The organism is Leptospira yanagawae serovar Saopaulo str. Sao Paulo = ATCC 700523 (assembly GCF_000332475.2).
Classification (GTDB): domain Bacteria; phylum Spirochaetota; class Leptospiria; order Leptospirales; family Leptospiraceae; genus Leptospira_A; species Leptospira_A yanagawae.
On the sequence record NZ_AOGX02000015.1, the window covers coordinates 738,210 to 753,038 of the forward strand.

The window sequence follows — 14,829 nt, forward strand, 5'->3', positions numbered from 1 at the left end:
TATGATCGAAGATGATTCCCCCATCATAACGGCATTGGATTTAGGTTCTTCCCTTATCAAGGTTGTCATTGGACGACTGATGGGTGATCATGAAATCGAAATTATTGGAACAGGTGTTTATCCATCTTCAGGAATTAAAAATGGTTCCATCGTCAATATAGAAACCACTACCAAGTCCATTATAGAAGCGTTTGGTGATGCCGAACTCATGGCTGGCCAGGAGATCACATCTGTTGTTGTGAATGTTTCTGGTAAATCGGTTCATGGGTTTAATGAAAAGGGAATCATCGCTGTTACCAACCGCGAACGGATCGTTTCTGAAATGGATATCATGCGTGTGGTGGAAGCAGCCCAAGCTGTACACGTTCCGAATGACCAACAAGTTATCCACGTCCTTACCAAAGAATTCAAAGTGGATGACCAAGTGAATATCAAAGATCCAATTGGGATGACAGGTGTTCGTTTAGAAGCAGAAGTACACATTGTATCTTGTGGCAATACAGCTTTGAATAATATTGATCGTTGTGTGGAACAAGCAGGCCTTTTGCAAATGGATAAGGTGTTATCCAGTCTTGCTTCTTCTGAAGCAATTTTAACAGCGGGAGAAAAGGACTTAGGGACTGCTGTCATTGATATCGGAGCCGGCATTTGTGATATCATCATTTACGTAGATGGGGGAATTGCTTTTTCCTCCGTGGTTCCTTTTGGTGGGTTCCATATCACAAGTGATATTTCCATTGGTCTGAAAACCACTGTGGAAACTGCGGAAGTCATCAAAAAACGATACGGCCATACAAGAATTGATATGGTAGATCCAACTGAAAAGTTTGAGATCCCATCCATTTCCGGTAGGCCAGCCAGGTCAGTGTTTCGCCAAGAACTTGTGGAAATTTTAGAACCAAGGGTTCGAGAAATTTTAGAGATGATTGACCATGAACTGATTCGATCAGGGTATAAGTCAAGTTTGGCGGGGGGAGTTATCTTAACAGGGGGAACTTCCTTATTACAAGGCATTGAAGCGACTGCCGAAGAAGTACTGCGTTTGTCAGTGGGTCGTGCAAAACCTGCGGGGCTTAGTGGCCTTGTGGAACGAATTGCAAGTCCTGAATACGCAACAGCTGTTGGTCTTATCAAATACAGTTCCAAAATACAAAATTTAGAACAAAGAAACATGCATTCCGTATCGGACGGAGAAGGATGGATGAAGAAGGTTCGTCGTTGGATGGAGAATAATCTCTAAGGAAAAATGAATGTTATACCTAGAAGAAGAAAAAACTAGCCCAGCCATTATCAAAGTCATCGGAGTTGGTGGTGGTGGAATGAATGCTGTCACACGAATGGTGAATTCTAAAATGACAGGTGTTGACTTCATTGTAATGAACACCGACGAACAAGTATTACTCAAATCTCCCGTCGAAGTCAAAATCCAACTTGGTAACAAAGTGACACGTGGTATGGGTGCTGGTGGTGATCCAGAACTCGGACAAAAAGCAGCCATTGAAGATAAAGAGAGAATTGTGTCGGCACTCAAAGGCGCGGATATGGTGTTTGTCACTGCAGGTATGGGAGGTGGAACGGGAACGGGGGCTGCTCCCATCATTGCTGCCATCGCCAAAGAACTCAAGTGTTTGGTTGTGGGTGTGGTAACGGTTCCATTTTCTTTTGAAGGCAAACGCCGTGCAGAACTTGCCAAACAAGGCATCGACCAACTGAGAGCCAATGTGGACACTCTCATTACCATTCGAAATGATTCTATTTTCCAAGTGGTAGACAAAAACACACCTTTTGATATGGCATTTCGTGTCATCGACGATATCTTGTTAAATGGTGTTCGTGGGATCAGTGATATCATCAATCACCCTGGAATCATCAATGTGGATTTCGCTGATGTGAAAACCATTATGAAAGACACAGGAGATGCCATTTTAGGAGTGGGTGAGGGACGAGGTGAGGCACGTGTGAGTGAAGCTGTAGAACAAGCCATCAACAACACTCTGTTAGAAGATTCTAGTATCCAAGGAGCTCAGTCCCTTCTCATCAATGTGACTGGCGGAAGTGACCTTACCATCCATGAATGGAATGAAGTTTCTCAAATCATTACGGCACAAGCGGATCCCAATGCCAACATCATCATTGGACTGAATGAAGACCCAAACCTTTCTGACCAAATCCGAGTGACAGTGATTGCCACTGGTTTCACTAAAAAAGGAAAACAATACCAAAGGGAACAAAAGGTTGTGGGTTCGGAAGAGTCCATCTCCCCCATGGTCTACATCAAAAAACCAGAGGAAAAAGAAGCAGGGTTTGCAAGAGAATTGGATGTACCAAAGGGGATGAGGCAAAACCAAAGGAGTTTTGGGGCACAAAAACAATCCTCTCCATTTCAGAAATATGGAGAGGACTACGATATCCCAACGTTCTTAAGAAAGAAAAACGATTAAAAAAAACTAACCTTCATTCTGTTAGTTGGAGTAGGAACGAACCGAAACAAATAAAGGTTTTCCTTCTTCCACTATCAATTTTTTCGGAGCATTAGTCACAACAGATCCAGGGGAGTCTACTTTGAAATCGTATTCTCCTGGTGCGAGCAAAACTCGTTTCACTTGGAAATTGGATGGAATGGTCCTCCAACAACGTAGGTCAGGTGCAATGGTTTGTGAAACTGCGATTCCGGCTGCAGCTCCCGCTGCCACACGGATAAGGCTCGAAACCAAGTCATTGTTTTTCCCACGACCACCTGACTCAATCGCCCGAGCCATTGCTTCGGAAGCAATGACAGCTGCTACCACTTTGACGGCGAGTGAAGTTAAGTTTTTTGTGATGAGAGCTTTGTAGTTTTCATTAAAATTATTCATCGCTGTCTCAGAATAATTGTTCATGATATCGGAATACCCAACGTCCACACCATTGATGTAGTATTTTTTTGGAAGGGAACCTTTTGGATCGCGTTCTTTGTAAATAGGGATTGGGTTTTCTGCAACGGACAATGCTGTAATTGCACCTGCAAGCGATGCACCTGCCCCTTTCACAGCAAGTCCCTTTTCGACTGCACCACGTAAAGCGGCTGCAAAGTATTCATCTTGGATGAGTTTTCCCCGAGACATTTTGATGGCTGATTTCCCTGCTTCATGGATGATGATGACTTCCGAAAGTTTTTCGTTTTCGGGAGAAGTCCTTTGCATCGAACTGTTGTAAGCTTGTAAACTAGAGCGACCTGCACCGTATTTGGATTTGTCTCCGGAATCGCCTTCTTTGGCAGCTAACAAATACCTGTCGGCAATTAGGTTTTGGCTTTTGCCAATGAGTTGTTCCATGTTTTTGTATTGGACACGGGCATCATTGTAGCGGCCAAGAGACTCGGAAACATAGGCATCGATGAGCCTAGCTGCATTGTTTTGGCGGTATTCGGCAGCCAAAAATCTCATTTCTTTCAGTTCAAAGTCCAAACGTCTAAAATAAATTTTTGCGTTATTGGTGTCACCTTGCAGAAGGTAATTGTTCGCAATGTAGAACTTAATCATTACCCTTTCAAAATCTTCCCCCGTATAATTGGATTCGTTATCGGAAAGGATAAACGATAGTCCAGACCGAGTCATACTGACCTTGATATTGTCTGCAATGTCTTCTGCTTCTTTGAAAACTTTATTGGAAGTGACGTAATCCCCTTTGGTATGAAAGATCATACCCGCTTCCATCAAAAAAAGAAGTTTGTCCTTATTGGAAGAACCCTCGTAGAGTTCTCGAATTTTAGGAATGGCAGAGTCATAGTTTTGACCGTAGTATGCCGATTCGGTTGCTTCGATGATTTTGTTATAATCACTGGCACAACCGAGAAAAAGAAGAGAGAAAAAGAGAAATGATTTTTTCATGTATTGGTGGAAGGGATTACCAACTAACCCCTTTGTTTCCTCTAACGGCTAATTTTCGATAGGACACCTTTTCTGACCAAACAGCAATCGTAGTTTCCACTTCTACTAGTTCGATGTTGATTGATTGTTCTACGATTTTTTCTCCGTCCGATGTGAACATGTTTTCGTTGATTTCACAACGAACAAAGAAGTTTGGAGATTTGAGTTTTCCAATGGAAAGTCTATTAGAGGTAAGACCAGACAAACTGAATTGGATTTCGTTGAGCGACTGTTCTCTTGTTTTCGTACGAACTGTATAAATTTTGTTTTTGATGAGTTTGGAAACAAACGCGTTGTCAAAAAGTTCGGTTTGGATTTGTTCCGATGTATCGTTTCGTGTAGGGAAGTGTGCCACAAAGACACCTTCTTCATGTGGGTTTTCTTTGAAATACTCCCCAATTTGACCGGCTAATTTTTCGGCCGCTTTGACCAATTCTTGGCTTGTGAGTCCACCTGAGTCGGAGATATAATCATCAGCGTTGTCGAGCCTTTTCGGGCTGGAACTGCATTGGAATAAGAATCCTACTAAGAGAAAGGAGAAGAGAATTTGTTTCATAACCCCATTTATATGGGGGATGGAAACATGTCTTGTCAATTCCAAAAATCCGATTTCAATTCCTCGATTTTAGAACTCCGATAAAAAGTTTTTTCCTCATCGGTCATTTCCTTCATTTCCCTTTCATACATGAGATCCACCACTTGCCGGTAAAAATTTGGGCTTTCCCATGTTTGGATGACCCATTTTTCCTTTTGGTAAAGTTCCTCTTTTTTTCGCAGGAAAATTCGTTTTCGTTCTCTTGAGTAACTATAGGGATTTCTCGAAATGTAATCTTCCAAATAGGAAACCAAAATGGCTGGAGGAGTTGTCGGGTGTTTGGGAAAAATCAACTCGTAGAGAACACCCGGGAAAATTTCTGCTTTCAGTCGGTTTATGGCTGTTAGCTTTTCGTAACTTGTAAGAGAAACTTGGGATTCAATTTCATCCGCTTTTTCTTTCCAATTCATATATGCTACATAAACTGCATAGAGGACATGACCTCTTTCGTCGGGATATTCTGTTAAAAGGAAACTGTATGTTTTTTCCCTATCGCCGTTCCATTGGTACGATTCTTTTCCCCGTAAGGTTTCTAAAAAATCTCGTAAATCACTTGGGTAACCTTGCCCTTTAAGGACCTCTGGGCGATTTTGTAACCTTTTCCAATAGATCTCGGAACGTGAATCAAAGGAAGTTTCCATAGGATCCACTTTCGTTTTTTTCAGAAAAAGGATATAGACAAGACTACCAAGTAAGAAGGAGAGTAGAATCGAGATGAGTAGAATGAGGGCGATTTTCTTTTTGTTTGTTGGCATTCTCATTTTGGACTTTTCCTGTACGAAACAATCAAATCAAGATTCCAATACAGAACTACTAAGTGCGTTACTCTCTCAAGGGAGTCCTGTCCAATCCGCTTGTCAAAGATTTATTCTAACGGAAGCCAATTGTGTCGCAGTGCCCGATCCAAGTGTATCTGCTTGCCCAAGTCTTATTTCTAAACTAAAAGATCAAATTTTACCGAGAGAATTGAGTACGGACGCGGTAGCCATTTTGTATTTTGATTGTTTTTCTAAAATTAATTTGGCATATAATAGTGCTAAGGCTTGTAACCAAAACTCATTTGCTTCCAATTCTGAATACCGGAGGGTCCAACGTACAGGGACGTCTCCTGCTGAAACTTCATGGCAAGAAGCGATGAACCAATGTGGTTCTTTAGAAAATTCCGTTCCCCCTGCTGATTCGGGCCTTCAGGAAACAGACACCATCCTTGGTTCTGATCCTTTCCAATGATCTTTAATAGGAGAAAAAAATGTCACTTGTCACAAGAGACCAATTGGTCCAAAAACTAAATCCCATTTACCTACCTCATGAAATTGAGGAACGGATCCTGCCACTTGCGGAAGAAATCAACCGTCTCAAAAAAGAAAAAAATGCAGTGATCCTTGGTCATAATTATATGACACCGGATGTGTTTTGGGGTGTGTCTGATATCATTGGAGATTCGTTGTATCTATCCAAGATGGCAAAGGAAACAACTGCCGATCTCATTTTGTTTAATGGGGTTCACTTTATGGCAGAGACTGCTAAAATTTTATCCCCAGAAAAAAAAGTTCTCATTGCCGACCCAAAAGCGGGTTGTTCCCTTGCGGAATCCATCACACGAGAAGATGTCAAAGCACTCAAAGCTAAATACCCTGGTGTTCCTGTTGTAACGTATGTCAACTGTTCGGCGGAAGTCAAAGCTGAAACAGATGTATGTTGTACTTCGGCCAATGCCGTACAAATTGTCAATGCGGTCGAAGGGGATACGGTAATCTTTTTGCCAGACGAATACTTGGCGGGGAATGTTCGTAACCAAACCACAAAAACCATCATCTCACACCCAGGACGATGTATGGTGCATGAGATGTACACTCCGGAAGACATTCGTTCCACAAAACGGTTGTTTCCTGGTGGAGTCACTGTCATCACTCACCCTGAATGCCATGAAGATGTGGTAAAAGAAGCTGATTTTTCGGGTTCTACATCACAAATGGTTGATTTTATTCGAAAGAGCAAAACAGACAAAATCATGCTTGTAACAGAGTGTTCGATGGGCGATAATTTACGTGCCGAGTTCCCAGAAAAAGAATTTGTCTCCACTTGCCAAACTTGCCCCCACATGAAAAAAATTACCTTGGAAAAAGTGAGGGATGCACTTTTAAAAGAACAGTTTGAAATCTTTTTGGACGAAGAAGTGATCCGGCTTGCCCAAAAATCTGTGAATCGAATGTTAGAATTGAGTTATAAAAAATAATATGTTTAGAATTGGAAACGGAATCGATTTTCACAAACTCATCCACGAACCCTTTCGACCACTTGTACTTGCAGGTGTTGAAGTAAAATCAGAATTTGCTTTCCTTGGACATAGTGATGCCGATGTGATTTTACATGCAGTTGCCGATGCGATGTTGGGTGCCCTTGCTTTGGGAGATATTGGTGTTCACTTCCCTGACACAGACCCTAGGTACAAAAACATGAAGTCAACTCGGATCATTGAAAAATGTTTGGAACTTGTAGCAGAAAAAAATTTCAAACTTGTGAATGTAGACTGTACGTATGTGGGGGATCATCCAAAAATAAATCCTATCCGAGCAGAACTAAATGCTTCTTTGGCAAATATCACCAAACTTCCGTTAGATTGTGTTTCGATCAAAGCCACCACTTCCGAAGGAATGGGAGCTTTGGGTAGGAGTGAAGGTGTGATGGTGATGGCAACCGTGCTTATGGAAAGCACAAAGAAACACCACTAAAAACGTTTTTCTTTGGATGAAGCGATGAGGTTTAGGTCGGCATCGCTAAAGAACAAAAATAAAAGTTTGGATGAGAAATTGGAAACTGGTTGGATCTCCCAAACCCCATGCACACGAACACCGTTCTCAGTTGGATCAAGTTGGTAGGTCTCTTTTAGCACTTGGTAATGTTTGAATCCTTCTGTTTGGATTTGGAAAGAAATTGTCGGTGTATTTGCGACAGCTATGGTCTTACACTTTACCGTTTCCCCTAATGTTTTGGATTCCCATTCTTCCCCCACTGTTGGTTGCCGATAGGATTTCGGTTGGAACGATTCGTATAAGATCTTTTGTGTTTGGTCGGGTTTTAATTTTACTTCCCAAGTACGCTCCAAACGACTTTCCTTTTGGCCAAGGACAGCGAAACCAAACACAAAAACAAAGATTCCAAATACACGAAGATACCAAATCATATCTCCATAGAAAAATCTATTGCCTAGGGATCGATTGAAATTTATTTTTCTCCTACCGAAGGAGAAACTTCGGGAGGGTTTAGCAACTGCATTCTGCAAGAGAAATATCATCCAAACGAGTATCTGGCCTCATCCAAGTTTATGAGCGGGAAAACAACCTCACACCTCACTCCAATCCTTTTCCTGAAATTTTAGATGATAACACTTACACTCGCATCCTAAAAGATCCGAATTATTGGATTTCGCAAGTCCTGGAAGATAAAATCATCCAACAAATAGCCTTGTCGTTGGATATTTCAGGTATTTTATATCATGTTGGTACTGAAACTCTTATCACAAATGCGTATGATTTGTTACCATTGGATGATACAAGAATTGATATTGTGGAAATGATCCAACGGTTACCAATTTTGATTGGTCGCCTAACAAGAGTAGTATATCTCAATGTAAAACCATTATCAGAAAATTATTTTAAATTTGTTTTTGTATATCTCCCAGAATACCAAGAGAAATGGTATGATGCTGTTTTTTTCCAAGGAATGTTAAATGGGTTAGCCGTACTATTTGAGCTAAAAGAATTCAAAATCAGAATGACGAAAACCAAACTTTTTGGCATTCACGTTTCTCATAAAGAACTGGGCGAAGAAATTCAATTTGGTTCTGATTCCAATGAATACGAATTAGAATGGAAAGATGATATTTTATATTTATCCAGGTCTCACCTAACAAAAGAAAATGTTTCTTCTCGCCACCGAGTGATGGTAACTTCACGTTCTGAAACAGAATTAGAAGAAATGTCCATAGTCGATGTTCGGGATGTTGTGGGCAAATCACGTGAACTAGCAATTGAAAATCGTGATTTGGAAGCAGCAGTAGAAGTATTGAAGTCGTTTAAACAAGAGTTAGAAAAAAAACAACTCTCTATGGCAAAAGACCTTCGATTGGCAAAGAACATCCAAAAGGGTCTTATACCAGAAATTATTCCAGATTGGAATGGAATTCAGTTTTGGACTGGCTTTAGTCCCATGCAAGAAGTAAGTGGGGATTATTATGATTATTTTCCCTATCATACAGATAAGTTAGGAGTCGCTGTTTGTGATGTCTCTGGGCATGGTGTGCCCGCTGCTTTTATCACAGCATTATCGAAAATGTTATTTTCGAATTTTAAAAAACCTAAACCTTCTGAAACATTCAAACTCATCAATCGGGAGTTACTTGACCTTGTCAAACAACAAGGTTACACAACATGTGTTTATTTACTCATCCATTCCGATTATAAAGTGGTGTATTCGATTGCTGGTCATCCAAGGCCAATTTTATTTCGGCATAGAACAGGAAAGGCGGAAATCTGTGATGGCGAAGGAACCTTTCTGGGAATGTTCCCAGATGCTGGTGATACATATCGAGATTTACATATCCAATTGGAGCCAGGTGATAAACTCTTTTTGTATACGGATGGTCTAACGGAAGCAGAGAATGATCATGGACATGCATTTGGTGAAACAAAACTAATGCAACTCATAGAAGAAAATGCAAATGGAACAATCCAAGAAACAGTTGAACTCATTATGAACCAACATCGTGAATTCACAATGGGAACTGATTCGATGGATGATATCACCTTACTCGGATTACAGTTGTCACCCAAATTGGAAGACTTTCGTATTTTACAATCGAAAGGAGATAAGGTTTACCAAAAAAAAGAATATGCAGAAGCCGCCCAGTATTACAGAGAAGCTCACAAAATTTTACCGAGAGAACTAAATACCCAACTTGCATATGGGAAAGCACTCGCCTATAGCGGTGATTATGAAAATGCGTCAGTTATGTTGGAATCCTATAACAAATTCAAAACCAATCATTTTAAATCGCATGCGATTTTAGGATATTGTTATTACCAATTGGGTATGTTTGAAAAAGCGGAATTGGAATGGAAAAAAGCCTATTCGATCAATGATTCCAATTTATCGAACTTATACAATTTAGCTCAACTTTATAGAAAGTTAAACCAAAAACAAAAAATGAAAGATGTCATCGATAAGATGAAACACATTGAAGCTACATACCTACACATCCTTCCACTGGAAAAAAAGTGGAAATCATTACCAGATGAATCGATTTAAACTTTTACTTGTATCAATTTGTTTTTTTCATTTTAGTTTTCCAAAAGACCATAGTTTTCATTCCGATTATGCATTGGAATGGTGTTATTTTGTTGGTCATATCAAAGCAGAATCGGGAAATCTATATGGATATGAATTATCTTTTTTCCGGTTGAAGTTTTCTGATGGTGAAGATTGGAATCCGGAAGTTTTTCCTGTTCACTTCGCAATATCCGAATTGAATCAAAAACGCCATGAAACAAGCCAAACCATCAAACGAAATTTAAATGATCTTGCTGGTTACAAAAATAATTTGATTTATAGTGGAGAATATGAATTTCAAATTCTTTCCAAAGACCAATTTTTGATCAAAGCCTATCCAAAATCTAAAAATATTGCATTAGAACTTTCGTTAAATGGAAATGGTAACATCCTTTCGCACGGCAAGGATGGGATTTCAATTAAATCCAAACGGAATCCAAGTATTTTCTCGTATTACTATAGTTATCCGAGACTAAAAACAAAGGGAACTTTATGGTTCCAAGGAAAAAAAGAAAATATAATCTCTGGTGATTCATGGATGGACCATGAGTGGAGCGAAAAATCTTCTAAATCGATTCCTACTTTGGCACAAGGTGAATCCGGATGGGATTGGATTTGTTTGATGGACGATAGTGGTGGAGATTATGTATTCTTTCGATTTCGTGAGTCAAAAAACTCGATGCCTGAAATTTTTGGAACGTATCGCGACCCAAAGGGAAAAGTCACCTATTGGAAAGAAGGAATAGAAATACAAATGGATCCGGTTGGTAATAATTGGAAAAGTGAAAAAACCAAAATTGCCTACCCATTACAATGGAAAATCAAATACCCTGGAGGTGAGTGGGAGATAAAACCCATTTTCAATGAACAAGAGTTTGATGGAAGTGATTCCACTCAAACCATCTATTGGGAGGGAGCAGTTTTAGCCAAAGATTCTAATCAAAAAAAGTCTGCTAAAGGATATTTAGAATTGAAAGGTTATCAAAAATCGAAAAAGTGGTGGGAGTTCTAAGCCATGTGGAAATACTTTTTAAAGCGGTTTTTGTTGATTTTTCCAACTTTACTTGGAATCACATTTTTAGTTTTTTTAATCTCTCATTTTGCTCCTGGTGGTCCCCTCAATAGCGAAATTGCAAAATTGAAAGGTGCAGGGAATTTAGCTGGAGCTTCCACCAAACAAATTTCCCAAGAAGAAATTGATCTAATCAAAAAAAGATTACATTTAGACAAACCGGCACCAGTTGCTTATCTCTATTGGTTGAAACAAATCGTACAGTTTGATCTGGGTGAATCGAGATTACATTCAAGAAAGGTATCAGAACTCATCGTGGAAAAACTACCTGTTTCACTTTTCTTTGGATTGTCAGGATTCTTTTTAACGTATTTGATCTGTATTCCTTTAGGAATACAAAAAGCGTTAAAAGAAGGAAGTCAGTTTGATTTTATCACAAGTTTTATCATCTTTTTTACATATTCACTTCCCGTATTCGCATTTGCGATGTTACTCTTGTATTTATTTGCTTCAGGTGAGGTATTTTCTTTTTTCCCATTAGGCCATGAAGTTTCCGATTTTTATGAAGACTTAAGTTTTATTGGAAAAGTAAAAGATCGATTGGCTCATATGTTCTTACCTGTGATCTGTTATGTGGTAGGCAGTTTTGCAGTACTTACTTTACTTATGAAAAATAGTTTGTTAGATCAAATTGCAAAGGAATATGTACGCACAGCAATTTCGAAAGGACTTAGTTTTTCGGATTCTATTTTTAAACATGCTTTCCGTAACTCACTCATTCCAATTGCAACAGGATTTGGAAGTAACTTAACTTTAATTTTCTCTGGATCCTTATTTATCGAATTGGTTTTTAATATTGATGGAATGGGTCTTTTGAGTTTTGAGGCAGTCAGAGAAAGAGATACCGATCTCATGATGGGTTTACTTTTGGCACAAAGTTTTTTAGGGCTTATTGGTAAGATTGTTTCTGACTTTTGTTATATCTTAATTGACCCGAGGATTGATTTCGAATGAAGTTTATATCAAACCCGGCAAACGTCCGTAAGTGGGAGAAATTTAAAAAGAATAAACGAGCCTATTATTCTTTGATGATTTTATTTTACTCATATATTCTTTCCTTGTTCTCACCTATTTTAATCAATAACAAACCTCTTTTTGTGTTGTATGAAGGATCAGTTTCTTTCCCCATTTTTCAATTTTATCCCGAAACGAAATTCGGGGGGGCGAATCTGACTGAACCTAATTATAAAAAATTGAATCGTGAGTCTAGGTTTCAAAATTCCAATAATCATATGGTATTCCCACCTATTCCTTTTGGTGTGAACGAAGATAATTTAGAAAGTTTGGAAGAAGGAACAAATCCTCCTTCAAAACCAACGTTACGCCATTGGATGGGAACTGATGACAGAGGACGAGATGTCTTCACAAGAATTATTTATGGTTATCGGCTTGCCATGACATTTAGTTTGATACTCATCGTTGTTGAAATTCTACTCGCTTCCTTTATTGGAGGGATCCAAGGGTATTTCGTTGGTCGCTTAGATTTGTTTTTGCAAAGGATTATCGAAATTTTATCAGCTATCCCGTTCCTTTATTTGATATTGATTATGGGTTCTTTTTTTGGAAGAGGATTTATGGTTCTCATTGTAACCTATGGTTCCTTAAGTTGGATAGGACTCAGTTATTATATGCGAGGTGAGTTTTTAAAGCTCCGCAAACAACAGTTTGTTGATGCAGCAAAAACTTTAGGTGCATCTTCTTACTCGATCATCATGCGCCATCTTTTACCAAATTCACTCACACCACTTGTTACTTTTTTGCCTTTTATACTAATATCCGCCATTTCGGTTTTATCAGCTTTGGACTTTTTGGGTTACGGCATCCCTGCGCCTAATCCGTCTTGGGGAGAACTCATAGGACAAGGAAGAGAAAGGCTCACAGCATGGTGGCTCATCACCTTTCCTTCTGTGGCTCTCTTTTTGACGATTTTATTTTCTGCGTTTGTGGGTGAGGGATTACGTGATGCCTTTGATCCGAAAGATAAGGTGGTTTACGAATGACAACGAATCCAAAAGCCATTTCAGTAAACAACCTTTCCATCGAAATCAAAACAGACGATGGCGTTTTACCCATTGTCAGTGGGATTAGTTTCGATATAGACAAAGGCGAAACTTTAGCATTGGTAGGTGAATCGGGTTGTGGAAAATCAATCAGCAGTTTGGCGTTAACGAAACTTTTACCCACCAATACAACAATGTATCCAACAGGTTCCATCCTTTTGAATGGCACAAATTTATTAGAAGCTGATGCAAGTTACCTTCGTTCTATTCGAGGAAAAGAAATCACTTATGTTTTCCAAGAACCTTTTAATGCCCTTAACCCTTTACAAAAAATTGGAAACCAATTAGTTGAGGGTTTTTTATTACATGGTTTGGGTTCAAAAGAAGAAGCGGAAAAAAAAGCAATTTATCTATTGGAACGTGTTGGAATCACCGACGCCAAACATCGACTAGATCAGTACCCGAATCAGTTTTCTGGAGGTATGTTACAAAGAGTTTGTATCGCTATGGCTCTTATGTGTGATCCAAAAATCTTAATCGCTGATGAACCAACAAGTGCGATCGATGTAACAATTCAACTTCAGTTAATCGAATTATTAAAAGAATTAAAAAAAGAACATGGGATGGCAGTTTTGTTCATCTCACATGATATAGGACTTGTAAGTCATATTGCAGATCGAATTGCCGTCATGTATGCTGGCAAAATAGTAGAACAAGGGAAAGTTGATTTGGTAATCGATTCACCTAAACATCCTTATACGAAGGCTTTAATTGCAGCGTATCCAAATCATGAAAATATTGGTAACCATTGATGGCATTGTCCCATCCCCGAAATCATATCCAAGTGGTTGTCGTTTTCATACACGTTGTAAAGAAAAAATGGAGATCTGTGAATCTAAGATTCCAATCTCAAACAAAGTAACAGATTTCCAATTTGTAGAATGTTTTTTGTATGGAGGAAAAGAGAGTGCTTAAGGTAGAAAACTTAGTTGTATCTTATAAACAATCACAATCTCTTTCCTTTTCGACAAAACGATTGGTGGCCGTTGATGGAGTACATTTTTCGATTCCCAAAGGTAAAATTTTAGGACTAGTTGGAGAATCGGGTTGTGGAAAATCCACAATTGGTCGAGCGATCTTATCATTGTTACCTTTTGATCAAGGAACCATTTCGTTTGAAGACCAAGAAATTGGTAAAGTTTCCAAAGAAAAACAGAAACTATTAAAAAGGAAAATACAAGTTGTTTTCCAAGATCCTTATTCTTCATTAAACCCTCGTTTTACGATAGAAGAAATTGTCACAGAAGGGTTACAAATTCATTTTCCAAATTTAAGTCAAAGGGAAAAAAAAGAAAAGGCAGTCAAAGCTTTGTCAGAGGTTAACTTACCTTCAGACATTTTACATAGATACCCTCATGAGTTCAGTGGTGGACAAAGGCAAAGGATTGCAATTGCGCGTGCACTTATTTTAGAACCTAGTTTAGTTGTTTGTGATGAAGCAGTCTCTGCGTTGGATATTTCCACTCAAGCACAAGTAATCAATAATCTATTATTGCTTAGAGAAAAGTACGGTTTGTCCTATTTATTTATTTCACACGATCTTAATATCGTCAAACATGTGTCAGATCGAATTGCTGTTATGTATTTAGGACAAATAGTGGAAGAAGGCAGTCGAGATGAAATCAGCCAAAAGCCGAGGCATCCATATACACAGGCTTTGTTTTCTGCAAGTTTTGACTTAAAAGATCGAAACAAAACGGCCAAACCACTCGTTGGGGAAATCCCAAGTATCCTCAACCAACCAAAAGGATGTAAATTTCATACACGTTGCCCAATTGCAAAAGAGATTTGCAAAACTGAAGAACCGAAGGAAATTTATCCTTCGGAAGCACATCGAGTGAAATGCCATTTCCCACTGCAGTGAAA

General features: G+C 39.1%; 14 protein-coding genes and 1 pseudogene. 11 read left to right on the top strand and 4 right to left on the bottom strand.

The genetic code is table 11. The features are described 5' to 3' along the window. Window position 1: 1 nt before the first annotated feature. Window positions 2–1,240 (top strand): cell division protein FtsA, encoded by a 1,239-nt coding sequence (ftsA, locus tag LEP1GSC202_RS07180; protein WP_015677055.1) that lies wholly within the window; start codon window positions 2–4, stop codon window positions 1,238–1,240. A gap of 10 nt (window positions 1,241–1,250) precedes the next feature. Then, window positions 1,251–2,441, top strand: coding sequence for a cell division protein FtsZ (gene ftsZ, locus LEP1GSC202_RS07185; RefSeq protein ID WP_015676411.1), 1,191 nt, complete (start codon window positions 1,251–1,253; stop codon window positions 2,439–2,441). Between the two features lie 21 nt (window positions 2,442–2,462). Here the strand turns inward: ftsZ and LEP1GSC202_RS07190 are convergent, their stop codons facing one another. From LEP1GSC202_RS07190 to LEP1GSC202_RS07200, 3 genes are read right to left on the bottom strand one after another with little or no spacing between them, the layout of a single operon-like run. Next, a complete protein-coding gene (locus LEP1GSC202_RS07190; protein ID WP_015677129.1) occupies window positions 2,463–3,869 on the bottom strand; it encodes a COG3014 family protein in 1,407 nt (468 codons plus the stop codon). Between the two features lie 16 nt (window positions 3,870–3,885). Then, complete coding sequence (locus tag LEP1GSC202_RS07195; RefSeq protein WP_015676553.1) at window positions 3,886–4,464, bottom strand: hypothetical protein; 579 nt, start codon at window positions 4,462–4,464, stop codon at window positions 3,886–3,888. Window positions 4,465–4,499: 35 nt separating this feature from the next. Next, window positions 4,500–5,258 (bottom strand): hypothetical protein, encoded by a 759-nt coding sequence (locus LEP1GSC202_RS07200; RefSeq protein WP_039928327.1) that lies wholly within the window; start codon window positions 5,256–5,258, stop codon window positions 4,500–4,502. Here LEP1GSC202_RS07200 and LEP1GSC202_RS07205 point away from each other — a divergent pair. The 3 genes from LEP1GSC202_RS07205 to ispF are packed head-to-tail and all read left to right on the top strand — an operon-like array spanning window position 5,218 to window position 7,235. After that, window positions 5,218–5,733 carry a hypothetical protein gene (locus tag LEP1GSC202_RS07205; RefSeq protein WP_015676675.1) on the top strand — a complete coding sequence of 172 codons (516 nt, stop codon included), beginning with the start codon at window positions 5,218–5,220 and terminating at the stop codon, window positions 5,731–5,733. The genes LEP1GSC202_RS07200 and LEP1GSC202_RS07205 overlap by 41 nt on opposite strands. A 19-nt stretch (window positions 5,734–5,752) precedes the next feature. Next, a complete protein-coding gene (gene nadA / locus LEP1GSC202_RS07210) occupies window positions 5,753–6,739 on the top strand; it encodes a quinolinate synthase NadA (RefSeq protein WP_015677556.1) in 987 nt (328 codons plus the stop codon). A 1-nt stretch (window position 6,740) separates the two neighbouring features. Beyond that, window positions 6,741–7,235 carry a 2-C-methyl-D-erythritol 2,4-cyclodiphosphate synthase gene (ispF, locus tag LEP1GSC202_RS07215; protein WP_015677342.1) on the top strand — a complete coding sequence of 165 codons (495 nt, stop codon included), beginning with the start codon at window positions 6,741–6,743 and terminating at the stop codon, window positions 7,233–7,235. Here the strand turns inward: ispF and LEP1GSC202_RS07220 are convergent. Then, window positions 7,232–7,687, bottom strand: a complete 456-nt coding sequence (locus LEP1GSC202_RS07220) for a hypothetical protein (RefSeq protein ID WP_015676733.1) — start codon at window positions 7,685–7,687, stop codon at window positions 7,232–7,234. The two genes, ispF and LEP1GSC202_RS07220, sit on opposite strands and share 4 nt — an antisense overlap. A 131-nt stretch (window positions 7,688–7,818) precedes the next feature. On the opposite strand from LEP1GSC202_RS07220, the gene LEP1GSC202_RS07225 reads away from it, so the two are divergent. The 6 genes and pseudogenes from LEP1GSC202_RS07225 (at window position 7,819) to LEP1GSC202_RS07255 (ending at window position 14,827) form a co-directional block, all read left to right on the top strand. Next, complete coding sequence (locus LEP1GSC202_RS07225; protein ID WP_039928330.1) at window positions 7,819–9,810, top strand: SpoIIE family protein phosphatase; 1,992 nt, start codon at window positions 7,819–7,821, stop codon at window positions 9,808–9,810. Next, window positions 9,797–10,843: a carotenoid 1,2-hydratase gene (locus LEP1GSC202_RS07230; protein ID WP_015676844.1), complete on the top strand. Its 1,047-nt coding sequence runs from the start codon at window positions 9,797–9,799 to the stop codon at window positions 10,841–10,843. The genes LEP1GSC202_RS07225 and LEP1GSC202_RS07230 overlap by 14 nt, the downstream gene beginning before the upstream one ends. A 3-nt stretch (window positions 10,844–10,846) precedes the next feature. Continuing rightward, complete coding sequence (locus LEP1GSC202_RS07235; protein ID WP_015677098.1) at window positions 10,847–11,857, top strand: ABC transporter permease subunit; 1,011 nt, start codon at window positions 10,847–10,849, stop codon at window positions 11,855–11,857. Beyond that, a complete protein-coding gene (locus LEP1GSC202_RS07240; RefSeq protein ID WP_015676347.1) occupies window positions 11,854–12,903 on the top strand; it encodes an ABC transporter permease in 1,050 nt (349 codons plus the stop codon). Before LEP1GSC202_RS07235 ends, LEP1GSC202_RS07240 begins: the two co-directional genes overlap by 4 nt. Next, window positions 12,900–13,878 (top strand): annotated as a pseudogene (locus LEP1GSC202_RS07245) (ABC transporter ATP-binding protein). Before LEP1GSC202_RS07240 ends, LEP1GSC202_RS07245 begins: the two are co-directional and overlap by 4 nt. After that, the gene (locus LEP1GSC202_RS07255) at window positions 13,871–14,827 is read left to right on the top strand and encodes an ABC transporter ATP-binding protein (protein WP_015676806.1); all 957 of its coding nucleotides are present in this window, start codon (window positions 13,871–13,873) and stop codon (window positions 14,825–14,827) included. Before LEP1GSC202_RS07245 ends, LEP1GSC202_RS07255 begins: the two are co-directional and overlap by 8 nt. Window positions 14,828–14,829: the final 2 nt, after the last annotated feature.

Excerpts from the sequence above, each read along its gene's own strand:
- ftsA (WP_015677055.1), top strand. The coding sequence starts at position 2 with ATGATCGAAGATGATTCCCCCATCATAACGGCATTGGATTTAGGTTCT.
- ftsZ (WP_015676411.1), top strand. The coding sequence starts at position 1,251 with ATGTTATACCTAGAAGAAGAAAAAACTAGCCCAGCCATTATCAAAGTC.
- LEP1GSC202_RS07190 (WP_015677129.1), bottom strand. The coding sequence starts at position 3,869 with ATGAAAAAATCATTTCTCTTTTTCTCTCTTCTTTTTCTCGGTTGTGCC.
- LEP1GSC202_RS07195 (WP_015676553.1), bottom strand. The coding sequence starts at position 4,464 with ATGAAACAAATTCTCTTCTCCTTTCTCTTAGTAGGATTCTTATTCCAA.
- LEP1GSC202_RS07205 (WP_015676675.1), top strand. The coding sequence starts at position 5,218 with ATGAGTAGAATGAGGGCGATTTTCTTTTTGTTTGTTGGCATTCTCATT.
- LEP1GSC202_RS07200 (WP_039928327.1), bottom strand. The coding sequence starts at position 5,258 with ATGCCAACAAACAAAAAGAAAATCGCCCTCATTCTACTCATCTCGATT.
- nadA (WP_015677556.1), top strand. The coding sequence starts at position 5,753 with ATGTCACTTGTCACAAGAGACCAATTGGTCCAAAAACTAAATCCCATT.
- ispF (WP_015677342.1), top strand. The coding sequence starts at position 6,741 with ATGTTTAGAATTGGAAACGGAATCGATTTTCACAAACTCATCCACGAA.
- LEP1GSC202_RS07220 (WP_015676733.1), bottom strand. The coding sequence starts at position 7,687 with ATGATTTGGTATCTTCGTGTATTTGGAATCTTTGTTTTTGTGTTTGGT.
- LEP1GSC202_RS07230 (WP_015676844.1), top strand. The coding sequence starts at position 9,797 with ATGAATCGATTTAAACTTTTACTTGTATCAATTTGTTTTTTTCATTTT.
- LEP1GSC202_RS07235 (WP_015677098.1), top strand. The coding sequence starts at position 10,847 with ATGTGGAAATACTTTTTAAAGCGGTTTTTGTTGATTTTTCCAACTTTA.
- LEP1GSC202_RS07240 (WP_015676347.1), top strand. The coding sequence starts at position 11,854 with ATGAAGTTTATATCAAACCCGGCAAACGTCCGTAAGTGGGAGAAATTT.